The 14,647-nt window shown below is 61.9% G+C and carries 9 protein-coding genes; 7 read left to right on the forward strand and 2 right to left on the reverse strand.

What is annotated here, in order from left to right:
• A partial coding sequence (locus ACFE70_RS07075; protein ID WP_375417026.1) for a hypothetical protein occupies nt 1-1,209 on the reverse strand: 1,209 nt, incomplete at its 3' end.
• A gap of 476 nt (nt 1,210-1,685) precedes the next feature.
• Between ACFE70_RS07075 and ACFE70_RS07080 the strand changes: the two genes are divergently transcribed.
• From ACFE70_RS07080 to ACFE70_RS07095, 4 genes are all read left to right on the forward strand, one after another.
• Entirely contained in the window at nt 1,686-3,224 is a 1,539-nt protein-coding gene (locus ACFE70_RS07080; protein ID WP_375417128.1) for a GNAT family N-acetyltransferase, read from the forward strand.
• 303 nt (nt 3,225-3,527) lie between these two features.
• The gene (locus tag ACFE70_RS07085) at nt 3,528-5,543 is read left to right on the forward strand and encodes a DUF4394 domain-containing protein (protein ID WP_375417027.1); all 2,016 of its coding nucleotides are present in this window, start codon (nt 3,528-3,530) and stop codon (nt 5,541-5,543) included.
• Between the two features lie 279 nt (nt 5,544-5,822).
• Nucleotides 5,823-9,056 (forward strand): SusC/RagA family TonB-linked outer membrane protein, encoded by a 3,234-nt coding sequence (locus tag ACFE70_RS07090; RefSeq protein WP_375417028.1) that lies wholly within the window; start codon nt 5,823-5,825, stop codon nt 9,054-9,056.
• A 12-nt stretch (nt 9,057-9,068) separates the two neighbouring features.
• A complete protein-coding gene (locus ACFE70_RS07095) occupies nt 9,069-10,604 on the forward strand; it encodes a RagB/SusD family nutrient uptake outer membrane protein (RefSeq protein ID WP_375417029.1) in 1,536 nt (511 codons plus the stop codon).
• 108 nt (nt 10,605-10,712) lie between these two features.
• Here ACFE70_RS07095 and ACFE70_RS07100 read toward each other — a convergent pair whose 3' ends face one another.
• Entirely contained in the window at nt 10,713-11,432 is a 720-nt protein-coding gene (locus tag ACFE70_RS07100; RefSeq protein WP_375417030.1) for an RDD family protein, read from the reverse strand.
• 179 nt (nt 11,433-11,611) lie between these two features.
• Between ACFE70_RS07100 and ACFE70_RS07105 the strand changes: the two genes are divergently transcribed.
• The 3 genes from ACFE70_RS07105 to ACFE70_RS07115 all read left to right on the forward strand — a co-directional run bounded on the left by ACFE70_RS07105 (nt 11,612) and on the right by ACFE70_RS07115 (nt 14,566).
• Nucleotides 11,612-12,601: a stage II sporulation protein M gene (locus ACFE70_RS07105; RefSeq protein WP_375417031.1), complete on the forward strand. Its 990-nt coding sequence runs from the start codon at nt 11,612-11,614 to the stop codon at nt 12,599-12,601.
• 48 nt (nt 12,602-12,649) lie between these two features.
• A complete protein-coding gene (locus ACFE70_RS07110; RefSeq protein WP_375417032.1) occupies nt 12,650-13,630 on the forward strand; it encodes a hypothetical protein in 981 nt (326 codons plus the stop codon).
• An 87-nt stretch (nt 13,631-13,717) separates the two neighbouring features.
• Complete coding sequence (locus tag ACFE70_RS07115; RefSeq protein ID WP_375417033.1) at nt 13,718-14,566, forward strand: DUF4129 domain-containing protein; 849 nt, start codon at nt 13,718-13,720, stop codon at nt 14,564-14,566.
• Nucleotides 14,567-14,647: the final 81 nt, after the last annotated feature.

Here is a 14,647-nt window from a genome sequence, read left to right on the forward strand (position 1 = left end):
TGAACGATACTGCACAGCAATGTTCACGGTTTCTGTGCTAAAGTCAACTGGCAAGCGCCACTCTGCGGGTTTCAGACCGGCTGGCCAAGCATCTGCTTCATAGATGATGAAGCCGGCAGTGTCTCCTGATGCGTCTACCGGGCCGCGGTAGCCTGGTGTAGGGTACCAGTACGGATTCCAATTGTCAACAAGGCGAAAGTTGACATATTTCAACTCTTTGTTACCTACTTCGGAACGCGACCAATCAGCTACGCTGTAGCCCCCAGCATCGTAATCATTTAATGCACCATTAGGGCCAACTCTCGAAACATCGGGAGTGTTGTTGGGTGGATTGTAGGGATTAAGTCCTCCCGGCGCCCTCCACCTTACGCCACCATTAGCAGCCACCTCACTAGCGCCCGCGGTCCAGCTTTCCTTATGCTGTTTAACACTCATAAAATTAATCAATGCCCTGGTTTTCCCGATGTAGTATATGTTGGCAGACCAACCACCTTTTGTTTTACTGGCAGCTGCGGGACCACCGGACTCAACTGGGGGACCACTGGAGTGCAGATTAGATGTCTCTGAGAGCCCAATAATCATCACCTCGTTTGTGTTCGTAGTCTCCTCCGTAGCCACTAATGCCTTTGTCACGGACAAGCCGCTGTCATCGGCTCGGTAGGTTTGATAGCTTTGAATGCTCTCTTCTCCGGCGTAGGTGAAAAAAACCGGAGCAGCGTTGGTTTCGTTGCGCCCAACTTTATTGGCCTTTTTTAGAGCAGCATAGTTAGGAATGTAGATTTGAGGCTGCCAAGTAACTCCTTCAATACCCTTGAAGGCCAGCAATGCGTTAGTAGCTGTCTGCTTCTCGCCGGCCTTCGCCAAAGCAAGGTTCATTTCAGCTTCTAAATCAATTCCTTGAGCCTTTGCTTTCTCGAAAAGCGTCACGAACAAGACGTTCTCAAATCCAGGTTTGCAGGCGTCAAACTCTTTGTACATGATATCACGCACCCGCTTGTCCTTTTGCAACAGCACCAATGCTTTGCCCAGCAACGCCAAGTGCTCATGTGTGTAAAGTACCTGTTCAGCATAAGGTGCCTTACTGATTTTGTTAGTATCAGGAGGCGTAGTGTTGGGAATTCGCACTGCCAGTGTTTCCTCCTTCTCGCAGCTTGCTAATGCGAGGCCGGCCGTGGCTAGCAGCGCGAAAATGCTGTAGTTCTTTCTCATGGTAGTGAGTTTGACGGGTGAAAGGATTGGGTGTGGCACAAATGTGGGAGGGGGGGGGGAGGCAATAATCCTAATTATTCGTCTATTATTTTTATAAATTCATTTTTAAGCTCCTCTGTAAATTTCTAAATCAGCAGAAGTTGAGGCGGGGCCATACGGCGGCTGGTGCGGGAGTAGCCAGGGGGTAGGGCCGTGGCATTTTTCCCGGCCTGGGCTTGTTGGCAGCCGGCTGGTCGCGCGCCGGCCGGCTATTTTTGCGCTTTCTATCCTGACTTTTCCGACTTTAACTTTTCTTAATGGCTTCTTCCAATTCCAGTAACAGCGGCACCGGCGCCCACGCCGGCAAAGTCGGCAAGCCTAACTCGGCGCTCGTCGCCTCGCTCTCCGACCCGCGCCTGACGCCCACGGCCGTGCCGGCCCACAAGCTCGTACTCCGCACGCTGCGCCGCTCCGATTTCAAGGCCATCAAGGAAATCATGGACAAGGTGTACTCCAACATGGAGGGCTCCTGGTCGGCCGATGAGTTTGCCGCCCTCATCCGCAAGTTTCCCGAGGGCCAGATTGGCATCGAGGACAACGGCCGGCTGATAGCGGCGGCGCTGGCCATCATCGTGCAGTATTCCGACTACGGCGACCGCCACACCTACGCCAAGATTACCGGCCACGGCAAGTTCGACACCCACGACCCCGACGGCGACACCCTCTACGGCGTCGATGTGTTCGTGGACCCCGAATACCGCAGCCTGCGCCTGGGCCGCCGCCTCTACGACGCCCGCAAGGAGCTGTGCGAAAACCTGAATCTGCGCGCAATGGTAGCCGGCGGGCGCATTCCGGGCTACGCGGCCTACGCCGACGAGATGACGCCGGCCAAGTACGTGGAGATGGTGCGCAACAAGGAAGTCGTGGACCCGATTCTGACCTTCCAGCTCGCCAACGAGTTTCACGTGCGCAAAATCATCCGCGGCTACCTGCCCTATGACTCGGAGAGCAAGGCCTTTGCCACGCTGCTGGAGTGGATTAACGTTTACTATGAGGAAACCGAAAAGCTGATTGGCAACCAGAAAAGCAATGCCCGCATCGGCATCGTGCAGTGGCAGATGCGCGCCACCCGCAGCTTGGAGGACTTGCTTCAGCAGATTGAGTTTTTCGTGGACACCGTGAGCGGCTACAAGGCTGACTGCGTGATGTTTCCGGAGTTTTTTAACGCCCCGCTCATGGCCCTGACCAACGAGGATTCGCCCTCGGTGGCCATCCGGGCGATGGCCGCGTTCACGGCACCCATCAAGGCCAAGATGATGGAGCTGGCCGTGAGCTACAACATCAACATCGTGGCCGGCTCGATGCCCGTCTACGAAGATGGCCGCCTGAGCAACGTGGCCTTCCTCTGCCGCCGCGACGGCACCTACGACGAGCAGTATAAGCTGCACGTGACGCCCGACGAGGCGAGCTATTGGGGAATGCGCGGCGGCGATAAGCTCAAGTGCTTCGACACGGATTTCGGCAAAATCGGCATCCTGGTTTGCTACGACGTTGAATTTCCGGAGCTGGCGCGTCTGCTGAGCGAGGAGGGTATGAAAATTCTGTTCGTACCCTTCTGGACCGACACCAAGAACGCCTATCAGCGGGTGCGGCTCTGCGCGCAGGCCCGCGCCATCGAGAACGAGTGCTACGTGGCCATCACCGGCTCGGTCGGCAACCTGCCGCGGGTCGAGAATATGGACATTCAGTACTCGCAGAGTGCGGTGTTCAGCCCCTCGGACTTCGCGTTTCCGCACGACGCCATCGTGGCTGAGGCCACACCCAACACGGAGATGACCCTGATTGCCGACCTGGATTTGGACCTGCTCAAGGACCTGAACACCAGCGGCGCCGTGCGCAACCTGCGCGACCGCCGCAAGGATTTGTACTCGGTGAGCTGGGTGAAAAAGGCGGACTCGCGTGAGGAAGACCCTACCCCCCTCGTGGAGGATAAACCCGCCCGCGTCAGCCGCCGCAAGGCCGTGGCGGCGGGCTGAGCAAGGGCCGGCCTCCGGGAAATCTTATTTGACGATAACAAACAGGGCAACCTCACCGGGTTGCCCTGTTTGTTGGCCCTGGCGCGGTGGTGCTGCCCTACCCCCCTCGCCGGGTCATAAGGGGGTTATAATGCCGAGCGCGGACGCACCCGGCCACTTGCGGGGCGGAAGCTAAGCAAGCCAAGTTTTTGAAAAGAATTGCTAAAATCCTACATCCGTCCTGCCGTCAGGGTCGTACAGCAATGCTCAGTTAGTCCTTCATCTAATCTTCATCTATCATCCTACTCCTACTTTCCGCTTCCCATGCGTAAATCTTCTACTCCGCGGCTAACGGCCCGGCTGGCCGCGGCCTTGGGCGCCGCCGTGCTGGCAGCGGGCCCGGCTTCGGCCCAAACCGTTTATGGGCTGCTCGGTGCGGCGCCCAGCAGCAGCCTCGTTACGTTCGATGCCGCCACGCCGGGCACGTTCACAGCCACGCTCCCGATTACGGGCCTCGCGGCGGGCCAGACCCTGGTCGGACTCGACTCGCGGCCCAACACCGGGCAGCTCTTCGCCCTGGGCTACAACCCCACCGGCACCCAGGCCCAGCTCTACACCCTGAGTTCCACCACCGGCGTACTGACTGCGGTGGGCGCCGCGCTCACCCTGAACCTGGGCGCGACAACCAACCGCATTGGTTTCGACTTCAACCCCACCGTCGACCGCATCCGGGTGACGGGCAGCAACAACAGCAACTTCCGCCTCAACCCCAACAACGGCGCCCTGGCCGCCACCGACGGCAACCTGGCCTACGCCGCCACCGATGCCAACGCCGCCCAGACGCCGGGCGTCGGCTCGGTGGCCTACGGCAACTCGTTTATCGGCGCCACCATGACGGTGCTCTACGACATCGACGAAGCCAACAGCCGCTACACCACCCAGAACCCGCCCAACGAGGGCATCCTCAACAGCCGGGCAACGCTGACCGTGAACACGGCCACGGCGCTGGCCACTGATTTGGACATCTACTTCAATCCGACGACCCGCGCCAACACCGCCTACCTGACCGTTGCCAGCGGCACCACGGCGGCGCCCGCCACCCAGCTCTACACTCTGAACTTCGTTGAGGGCACCAACCTGACGGCTGTGGGTGCCGTGGGCCCCGCCGGCAGCCTCGTTACCGACATCGCCTTTGCTATCGACCGGCCGGCGGTGCTGCCCGCCGTGACGGGCCAGCTGGCCTACGCGCTGGCCGGCACCAACCTGCTCACCTTCGACACGGCCCAGCCCGGCACCATTCGCACGTCGGTGGGCCTGAGCGGCGTGCCGGCCGACCAGACGCTGGTGGGCATGGATGTGCGTCCGGCCACTAACGTCCTCTACGCCCTGGGTTACCGCGTCAGCGACCAACAGGCCCAGCTCTATACCCTCAACGCCACCACCGGCGCCGCCACGGCCGTGGGCGCACCGCTGACTCTGGCCCTGGGCACGAGCACCGCTGACGCTATCGGCTTTGACTTCAACCCCACCGTGGACCGCATCCGCGTGGTGGGCTCCAACCGGGCCAACTTCCGCCTCAACCCCAACGATGGCGCGCTGGCCGCCACCGACGGGCAGCTGACGTACAACCCCGGCAGCACCACCTCTACCCCCCCGGTGGCCGCCGACCTCAACGCCGCGGCCACGCCGGCCATCGCCACGGCCGCCTACACCAACAGCTTCGCGGGCGCCAGCATGGCTACTGGCACCACGCTCTTCGACTACGACCGCAACCTGAACGTGCTGGCCCGGCAGTTGCCGCCCAATGAGGGTATTCTGAACACCGTGGGCTCCTCGGGTTTGACGCCGAACCTGACCACGCCCAGCCTAAGCCTGGACATCTATACTGCGGCGGCGGGCGGCACGCCGGTAGCCTTCCTGGCCGCCAACACCGCCACTTCGGCCAGCAGCAACCTCTACACTCTGGACCTGACCACGGGCGCCGCCACGCTGGTGGGTGCCATTGGCCTGGGCAGCGCCGTGCGCGACATCGCCGTGGCCGCCGGCACCGGCGTCTTGACGGGCGTCCGCGAGCGGGAGTTGGCCGCCGGCCTGGGCCTCTACCCCAACCCGTTTGCCGGCGCCACGCAGGTGCGCTTCGAGTTGAGCCGCGCCACCCAGGTCGAGCTGCTGGTCTCCGATGCCCTGGGTCGCCACGTCACCACGCTCCGGCCTGGCAAGCTCGGCGCCGGCACCCACACCCTGCGCTGGGACGGCGCCGGGCAGCGCCGCGGGCTGTACTTTTTCCGCCTGAAATTCGATGGCAAGCCCGCCGGCACCCGCCAGGGCATCTTACAATAGGCAATCCCTACCCCCCTCCGTTTCAACGAAGCCGACCAGGAAACTGGTCGGCTTCGTCGCGTTTCAGGCCTGCCCGGCCACCAAGTGGGCGTGGTCGCGCAGCACGGTCATTTCAGTAGCATCTTCGATGCATCCCTATCCGCCGACAATGCGCATACCGTCAATCCATTCTGGCTGGCGTCGAGCCAATCTGTTTTTTCACAAGGCAGAATGCAAATTTTAATTTGAGGACCTATATTCGCAGCTTCAGCTCATCCTTTTTACCAAAAACACAACCAAATGAACAGAATTCTACAACTGCTCTTCTTCCTGTTTTTTGCCTTAGTGGCGCACGACCTGCGGGCGCAGGGACGGACGGTTTCGGGCACCGTAGTTGGCTCCGATGGTGGGGCGCTGCCGGGGGTGACAGTGCTAGTGAAAGGGGAGAACCGAAACGTAGGCACCTCCACCGACGCGGAGGGCAAGTACACGTTGTCGGTACCGGACGAGGCCAAAACCCTGATTTTTTCCTACGTCGGCTACGCCAACCAGGAAGCGGCCATCGGCAGTGGGTCCGCTGTCAATGTGACCCTCAAGGCCGACCCCACGGGGCTGGACGAGGTGGTGGTGGTGGGCTACGGCACCCAATCACGCCGCGACTTGACGGGCAACGTGGCCACTATCAGCGGCAAAGAGATTGCCACGGCCCCGGTGCAGAGCTTCGACCAAGCCTTGCAGGGCCGGGCTTCGGGGGTGAACATCACCACGCCCAACGGCGTGCTCAACAACCCGCCCGTCATCCGCATCCGCGGGGTTAACTCGATTACGCTCAGCTCGGAGCCACTCTTCGTTATCGATGGTATCCCGGCCTTCAGCGGCAACAGCTCGGCGGTGGGCAGCGTACCGAACAACCCGCTGGGCAACGTCAACCCCAGTGACATCGAGAGCATTGAGGTGCTGAAGGATGCCTCGGCTACCGCGATTTACGGCTCGCGGGCGGCCGGTGGAGTAATTCTGGTAACCACCAAAAAAGGTAAGAAAGGCCAGAGCCGGGTCTCGCTGGACTCGTGGGCGGGCTGGTCGCAGCCGGTGCGGCTCTTCGATGTGCTCAACGCCGAGCAGTACATCAACATCAAGAACGAAGCCGTGCGCAACCTGAACGCCAACCGCATTGCGGTTACGCCGGCTGGTGCACCATCTCCCGTTCCAAACATCGAAGGCTTCCGGCCTACCCTCGATGGCAACGGCAACCCCGTCGATACCGACTGGTACGATTACATCTACCGCACGGGCTTCTCGACGTCCAACACGCTGAACTTCTCGGGCGGCACCGACAAAACCAGCTACTACACGTCGGTGGGCTACACTAACCAGAAGGGGATGCTGGAGGAGAATGAGTTTCGGCGCATCTCGGCGCGGCTCAACCTCGACCACCGCCTGTTCAAGAACGTCAGCATCGGAACCCGCGTGGGCTACTCCAACAGCCGTAACCAGGCGCCTAACTCCGGCTCGACGGCCGGCGGCGCGTTCGGCACGGGCGGCCTGGGCCGCCTGCCGTTGGTGCTGCCGCCCAACGTGCCCGCCTTCAATCCCGACGGCACTTACAACACCAGCGGGGCCGGCCTTGGGTCTGGCGCCAACCTCGAACCCACTTCGACCACCGGAGCGGCGCTGGGCGTAAACTACTACAACCCGCTCGTAGACCTGGAAAACAACTATTTCACGTCCGAAGGCAACGAGATTCAGGGCAGCGTGTACGCCAGCTGGGAAATTATTTCTGGTCTCACGGCGCGCACCAGCTTCGGCATCAACAACATTCTGTTCGAGGATAAGTCCTTTAACACGTCCATTGCGGGCGATGGTTTTTCCACGGTGGGCTCGGCTTCGAACTACAACCGGACCAACAAGCGCTGGAACTGGCAGAACACGGTCCAGTACGACCGCTCCTTCGGCGGGAAGCACAACTTTTCCCTGCTGCTGGGCAACGAGCAGCAGCACACTGGCACCGAGCGCTGGGGCGCTACCCGCACCGGAGTAGCCGACGCATTCCTGACCAACTACCAAGGCACGTACACCAATATTGCGGCGGCGGGCAACTTGCAAAGCGAAAACTACCTGCTCTCCTACTTTGGCCGCCTCAACTATGATTTCGCCAAGAAGTACTTATTCACAGTCAATGCTCGGCGCGATGGCTCCTCGGTCTTTGCCAGAAAATGGGGCAACTTTTACGGAGCTTCCGCCGGTTACGTCGTCTCAGAAGAGAAATTCTGGAAGAATTCTTCGCTCGCCAATACGGTTAATTTCCTGAAAATTGTAGGCAGTTTCGGCAACGTCGGCAATAACCAGGGCATCTTCGACTTTGCCTCGCTGCTGACTTACGAAAACAGCCTGTACGGCGACAACGCCACGCTCTATCTAAGCAACGTCGGCAACCAGCAACTCGGTTGGGAGACCAGTAAGAAGACTGACCTCGGCGTCACCTTTGCTCTCTTTGGCGAACGGGTTACGGGGGACTTTACCTTCTACCGCAACTTATTGGACGGCCTAATTTTGAGTGTACCCCAGGCGCCCTCGAAAGGCATTCCGGGCGCCGCGCCGGGCGACGTGCTCAACACCGGTAACAGTGCCTACCTAGCCAACGTGGGTTCGGTGCGCAACACCGGCATCGAGTTAAATCTGCGGGCCACGCCCATCCAGACGACCAACTTCACCTGGACGGTGAGCGGCAACTTCACGACGCTCAAAAACCGGGTGCTGAGCCTGGCCACCGAAGGCCAGCGCATCGGCACGGCCACGTCGCTGGAGACGATCAATTATACGCAAGTGGGCCGCTCAGTAGGCGAACTGCTGGCCGTACCCTCGCTGGGCGTAAATCCTGACAACGGCCGGCGTCTGATTCAGAAAGCCGACGGCACGGTGGCGCAATACAACCACCTGGGCGGCGGCTGGACCGACCGCGCCACGGGACGCCCCACCGCTACTCCTAATCAACTGGTGGATGGCATCTACTATGGACCGACCCTGCCAACCTGGTACGGGGGCTTCGACAACACCTTCCGCTATCGCAGCTTCGACTTGGGCGTTTTCATCCAGTACTCGGGCGGCAACTACATCTACAACGGTACCAAGGCTGGCTTGCACGACCAGCGCTTCTGGAACAACGACGTGGACATTCTGGACCGCTGGACGGAAACCAATACCGACGGCGAGTGGCCGCGCGTGGTGTACGGCGACAACGTTTCCAACGGCTCGGCCCTGATTATGTCGTCGAACATCGAGAAGGGCGACTTTGCCCGCCTGCGCAACGTCACGCTGGGCTACAACGTGAAGCCCAGCCTCCTGAGCCGCTTCAATATTGCCAGCGTCCGGGTATATGGGCAGGTGCAGAACGCGGCCCTGCTCACGAACTATTCCGGCATCGACCCGGAAATCTCCACCAACTCGGGCACCACTGCTAACACCGGCGCGGGCGTCGACCGCAACTCGGTGGGCCAGGCTCGAACTTACACGGTGGGCTTTAACATTGGTTTTTAACTATATAGTTCGATGAAAGCATCTTTAACCAAATTAGTTACCACCGGGCTTTGCACCGCGGCGCTGGCCTTCGGGACCATCTCGTGCCAGAACGATTTACTGGATCCCGTTCCTACCACTGCCTATCCCCGGGAGGTTGTGTTCGACACCCCGGCTCGCGTGGCGCTGCAAGTCAACGGCTTGTACTCCTTCGTGAAGGTCGGCAGCTTTCTGGGCGGCCGCTACCAGGTTTACAACGACGTGCGGGCCGACGATTTTCTCAACCTTCGCGGCAACGGCGTAACCGCCCTGGGAGTCTGGAATCACACCCTGAATGAGCAGTCGCTGAACGACGTTGTCAGCCTGTGGGCGGCTGCGTATCTGGCCATCAACCAAATTAACGTGTTTTTGGCGGGCATGGAAGCCAACGCCAGCAAGTTCGCGGCGGCGCCCTTTCCCGCCAACTTTGCCACTACTACGACCCTTAACTACCAGGCGGAAGCTCGGTTGTTGCGGGCCCTGAGCTACTACTCACTGCTGCAGCTTTACGCCCGGCCCTACATCGACGGCAACGGCAGCAAGCCCGGCCTACCTCTGCGCCTGCAGGCCGAAACCGACGGCACCAATAACGACTTGGCCCGCAGCACCGTAGCTGAGGTGTACAACCAGATTCTGCTGGACCTGAAGTTTGCGGAGGATAATTTGCCGCTGGCTTACACGGGTACCACGGCTCCTACCCTAAACGTGACTAGGGCCCACCGCAACACAGCCATCGCCTTAAGAACGCGCGTGTACCTGACGATGGGGCGCTACGACGATGTGATTTTAGAGGCTAATAAGCTGGTGCCGGCCGCGGCGCCGTTTGTGGCCCCAACCGGCGTCCGCCATGCGCTGAACCCTTCCATCACCGCCGTGTTTGCCGCTCCCCAGGAAACCAACGAGAGCATCCTGAGCTTTCCCTTCACGGCTCAAAATGGCCCTGGCACCCAAAACCAGTTGGCTTTTTATTATCGTCCGGCCCCCGCTGGCAACGGCGAATACGCATTGAATTCCGGCGCCGGGGGCATCCTTGCCAACCCTGGCTTCCGGGCCACCGACCTGCGGCGAACCAGCCTGACCACGGCCTCGGGCAGCACCATCTACCTGAACAAGTTTCCCAATGGGGCGCCCTACCTGGACAAGGCGCCGGTAATTCGCTACCCGGAAGTGATGCTGAGCCTGGCCGAAGCCCGTTTCCGCACGGCTGGGCCCACCGACCCGCAGGCCGTAGCCCTGCTGAACGCGGTGCACCAGCGCTCCAATCCGCCTCTGCCTGTCACTCCCCCCGCTACGCCAGTTCCCTTCTCCTATCCAATCTTCACCACCGTCAGCGAGGCCGTTGATGCGGTATTGCTGGAGCGGCGCATTGAGTTCTTGGGCGAGGGCATCCGCAATATTGACCTGATGCGGCTCAACGCTACGATTCCCGGCAAAGGCACCGTAAGTGAAGTGAAGCCAACTGACATTCTGTACGTCTGGCCCATTCCGGCTTCGGAGTTGGCTACCAACCGGCTTATGACCCGCAACTAGGCGAATAACAGCTCCTTAACCGCTCCTGCAAAAGCGGCTGGCCTAACACTGGGTCAGCCGCTTTTACTTTTTTAGTCAGCGAAGAGTACGCTTTTTCTTACAACTACTTTATGCCCCATGCGCCACCAGGTGGGCGTGGTCGCGCAGCACGGTGCGCAGAAAGGCCTCGTCGCGCAGGTCGGTGTGGATGCCGGTCAGGGCCTTCACCTTGTTGGCCGTCTCGTTCAGCAGCAGGTAGTTTTCCTTGCGGGTGCTTTGGTAGAGCAGCTGACGCAGCAGGGCGGCGTCGTGGTCGGAGAGCTGGGCGGCCTGCGGAAACACCACCTGGTAGCCGGGCGGCGGCAACTCGGTGGCCAGCGCGCCACGAAAATCGGTGGGCCGGCGGCGCAGGCTGATGACGGTGGTGCCGGCCGCCAAATCGCCCAGGCGCTGCCCGCGGCCGTTGAGCAGAATAGTGAGAATGGCCACGCCGCCCAGGCAGGCCACAATCTCCAGGGGCCGCAACAGCCAGCGCAGCAGGTAGTCGCCGAGACCGGGCCGGGTGCCGTCGAGGCGCACCACGCGCAGGTCGCGGGCTTTTTTGCCCAACGACTGCCCGTTGAAGAGCACCTCGCAAAGCAGAAAATAGAACGTAGTGGGCGCCATCATCAGCAGCATCACCGTGTTGCCCAGCCCGAAACCGAGTTGGTTGCGCAGCACCCCGAAAAAAATAAACCACACGATATAGAGCGCATAGTCGATGAGCGTGGCCAGCAGCCGGTCGCCCACGCTGGCCGTTTCGTATTCCAGGGTGACGTTCTGGGTGGTTTGGACGCGAATCGTGGCCATTGGCAGGTGGGAATTTAAGGAAGCCGCAGCACGCCAGCGTATTCTTTGGCCGGCGTCGCGAATCTGCTGCGAACCTAACGCCCGGCGCGGCTTTCTGTTTGGCGGCGGGCCCCGAACCAGCCGGCTTCCTACATTTACTTTTCTCTTTCCCGGCGCCCACTATTCCCTACCCCCCTGCTATGCGCGAAGCCCTTTTCCTGCGCCAAAACCAGGACCGCTGGCGCGGCTACGAAGCCCGGCCCGCCGCCGGCCCTGCCGGGTCGGACCCCGACGAGCTGGCCGCCCGCTTCGTGGCCCTGACTGACGACCTGGCCTACGCCCAGACGTTCTACCCCGCCTCGCCCACCACGGCCTACCTCAACACCCTGACCGGGCAGCTGCACCAGCGCCTTTATAAAAACAAAGCCGAGGGCCGCGGCCGGCTGCGGCAGTTCTGGGGCACCGAGCTGCCGCTGGTCGTGGCCCGCAACCGCCGGCCGCTGCTGCTGGCCGCGCTCGTGTTCGGGCTCTTCGCCCTGATTGGCGCCTTGTCGGCGGCCTACGACGACTCGTTTGTGCGCGTCGTGCTCGGCGACGAGTACGTGAACCGAACGCTGGAAAACATCCACCGCGGCGACCCGATGGCCATCTACAAGAGCGAGAACGAGACGCCCATGTTCCTGTTTATCACCTTCAACAACGTGCGCGTGGCCCTGCTCACCTTCGCCAGCGGCATCACGGCTGGCGCGGGCACGCTCTACCTGCTCTTCACCAACGGCGTGATGCTGGGCGCGTTCCAGTATTTTTTCTACCAGCAGCACGTGCTCCAGGCCTCGCTGCTCAGCATCTGGATTCACGGCACGCTGGAAATCTCGGCTATTATTCTGGCCGGCGGCGCGGGCCTGGTCATGGCGCGGGGCCTGCTCTTTCCGGGCACCTTCAGCCGGGCCGAAGCCTTTCGCCACTCGGCCCGCGAGGGGTTGAAGCTGGCCGTCGGGCTGGTGCCGATTTTCATCGTCGCCGGCTTCCTGGAAGGCTTCGTGACGCGCCACACCGAAATGCCGGTGGCCGCCAGCCTGGCTATCATTGGCTCCTCGGCGGCGTTTATGGGCTGGTACTTTGGCCTTTATCCGGGCCAGGTGCAGCGCCGGCTGGCCCAGGCCGCCGCCCAGCCGCCGCCGGCCCCCTGATTTTAGTTATGCTTATCCTATCCTCTTATTCTCTACCCCCCCTCGCGCATGGCAATACTCTTTACCCAGGAAGCCGACTTTCGCCAGGAGCGCGAGTTCGGCCAGAAAATTAGCGCCGCGTTCGACTTCATTCGGGTGCACTGGCGGCCATTGGGCCGGGTGCTGCTCTACACGGTGCTGCCCGCCGCTCTGCTCACCGGCGTGCTGAACTCGACGCTGCAGCTCACAATGTGGAGCAAGCTCACGGCGCCGGCCACGGCCGGCCTCCGCGGCGCCCAGGCCCAGCTGGCCCAGCTAAGCGAGCTGACCGGCTCGCCCCTCTACTGGCTTAATCTGCTGCTGACCATCGCCTTTTTCAGCCTGCTGGTGCTCAGCGTTTACGGCTACGTGCTCGGCTGCCTGCGCGGCGCGGCCAGCCGCCTGGCCAGCCCGGACGGCGCCGACTCCCTACCCCCCGCCGCTGGCGTAAGCGTGGCCGAGGTGTGGCGGGTTATCCGGCGCGAGTTTGTGAGCACCTATTTCTCCATTTTCGGCATTTATTTTCTGATTGGGGTAGGCTTCTTTTTTCTGGTGCTGCCGGGCCTGTACCTCAGCATCATGCTGAGCCTGTTTTTCATTGTTAAGCTGGTTGAGGGCACCGGTTTTCGGGATACCGTCGGCCGGTGCCGGCAGCTGATTCGGGGCAAGTGGTGGTCTACGTTCGGGCTTATTTTCGTGATGGGCCTGCTGGTTTGGGGCTTGTTCATTCTGGTGGGCATCGTCTCGACACTGCTCGGGGGCGGGGCCGCCGTGCTGCTCCGCGGCAATGCCTGGCAGTCGCCGGTGTTCGTCATCGTCGCCAACACACTCAGCACCGGGCTGGCGCTGCTCTTCTACCCGCCGCTGCTGCTGGTGCTGGCTTTTCAGTATTTTAATCTGGTCGAGCGGCAGGAGGGCGTAGGTCTGCGCGGCCTCGTGGGGCAGTTGGGCCAGGTCGGCCCCACGGCCCGCAACGCCAGCTACCGGGCCAGCGAGGAGGGCGAATATTAAGTTCTGCCAACAGGGCCTGGGCCGCCAGCAGGGGGGTAGGGAGCAGCTTTTTTAAAACGATACCAGGTAACATTTAACAAGTTTGCGGTGAGGCCAGCGGCAGCAGCATTTTCCAGCCGGGGGGCCCGCCCTTCCCAGCCCTCCCGGCGCGGGCCGCACCAGCTGGCGGGCGCGCTGGCTTTCCTCGGCCTGACCCTGAGCCTGGCCTTGGCCCCACCAGCCGCGGCCGGACCGGGCCCTACCCCCCCTGATTCGGCCCAGGCCACCGCCGCGCTGGGGCGGCGCCCGCTGCCGCCCGACCTGACCGCGCCGCTGCCCCCGCGCCCGGCTGATGCGGCCCGCCTGCGCGAGCTGCGCCAGCAGCGCGAGTTCACCTACGTCGAGGCCGCCCCGGAAGCGGCGAGCGCCTGGGACTTGTTCTGGCGGCGCGTGGGGCAGGCTTTGCGGCGCTGGCTGGCCAGCCGCAGCTACGAGGGCTTCTGGCGCTGGGTGTTCTACGCCCTGTTCCTGGGCGCGGCGGTGTTCATCGTGCTCAAGCTGCTGCAAGTCGATGTGACGGGTGCCTTCGGCCGCTCGGCCCGTCCGGTGCCGCTGGGCTACGATACGCTCGCGGAGAACATCCACGAGGTTGACTTTCAGGCCCGCTTGGCCGAAGCTGAGGCCGTCGGCAATCACCGCCTGGCCCTGCGCCTGGGCTACTTGCAGCTGCTCAAGCGCCTGGCCGACCACGGCCTGATTGCCTGGCAGCCCGACAAAACCAACCACGCCTACCTGGCCGAGCTGCCCGCCGCCGGCCCCCTGCGCCCCGCCTTCGGCGAGCTGACCCGGCAGTTCGAGTACGTCTGGTACGGCGAGCTGCCGCTGCCCGCCAGCCTCTACGCCGAGGCTCGCGCCGGGCAGCAGGCGCTGAGCCGGGAGCTGGGGGAAGCAGGATGAGAGCTGTCGCGCAAAAAGGCGGTCATGCTGAGCCTAAGCGAAGCATCTCTACCGCAGCACTAATTCAATTTTTGAAAAAGC

Origin of the sequence: uncultured Hymenobacter sp., assembly GCF_964243305.1 — a bacterium.
Classification (GTDB): Bacteria; Bacteroidota; Bacteroidia; order Cytophagales; family Hymenobacteraceae; genus Hymenobacter.

What these genes read in the sequence shown, in the direction of transcription:
- ACFE70_RS07105 (WP_375417031.1), top strand. Translation starts at nt 11,612, where the DNA reads ATGCGCGAAGCCCTTTTCCTGCGCCAAAACCAGGACCGCTGGCGCGGC.
- ACFE70_RS07085 (WP_375417027.1), top strand. Translation starts at nt 3,528, where the DNA reads ATGCGTAAATCTTCTACTCCGCGGCTAACGGCCCGGCTGGCCGCGGCC.
- ACFE70_RS07100 (WP_375417030.1), bottom strand. Translation starts at nt 11,432, where the DNA reads ATGGCCACGATTCGCGTCCAAACCACCCAGAACGTCACCCTGGAATAC.
- ACFE70_RS07090 (WP_375417028.1), top strand. Translation starts at nt 5,823, where the DNA reads ATGAACAGAATTCTACAACTGCTCTTCTTCCTGTTTTTTGCCTTAGTG.
- ACFE70_RS07080 (WP_375417128.1), top strand. Translation starts at nt 1,686, where the DNA reads ATGGACAAGGTGTACTCCAACATGGAGGGCTCCTGGTCGGCCGATGAG.
- ACFE70_RS07095 (WP_375417029.1), top strand. Translation starts at nt 9,069, where the DNA reads ATGAAAGCATCTTTAACCAAATTAGTTACCACCGGGCTTTGCACCGCG.
- ACFE70_RS07110 (WP_375417032.1), top strand. Translation starts at nt 12,650, where the DNA reads ATGGCAATACTCTTTACCCAGGAAGCCGACTTTCGCCAGGAGCGCGAG.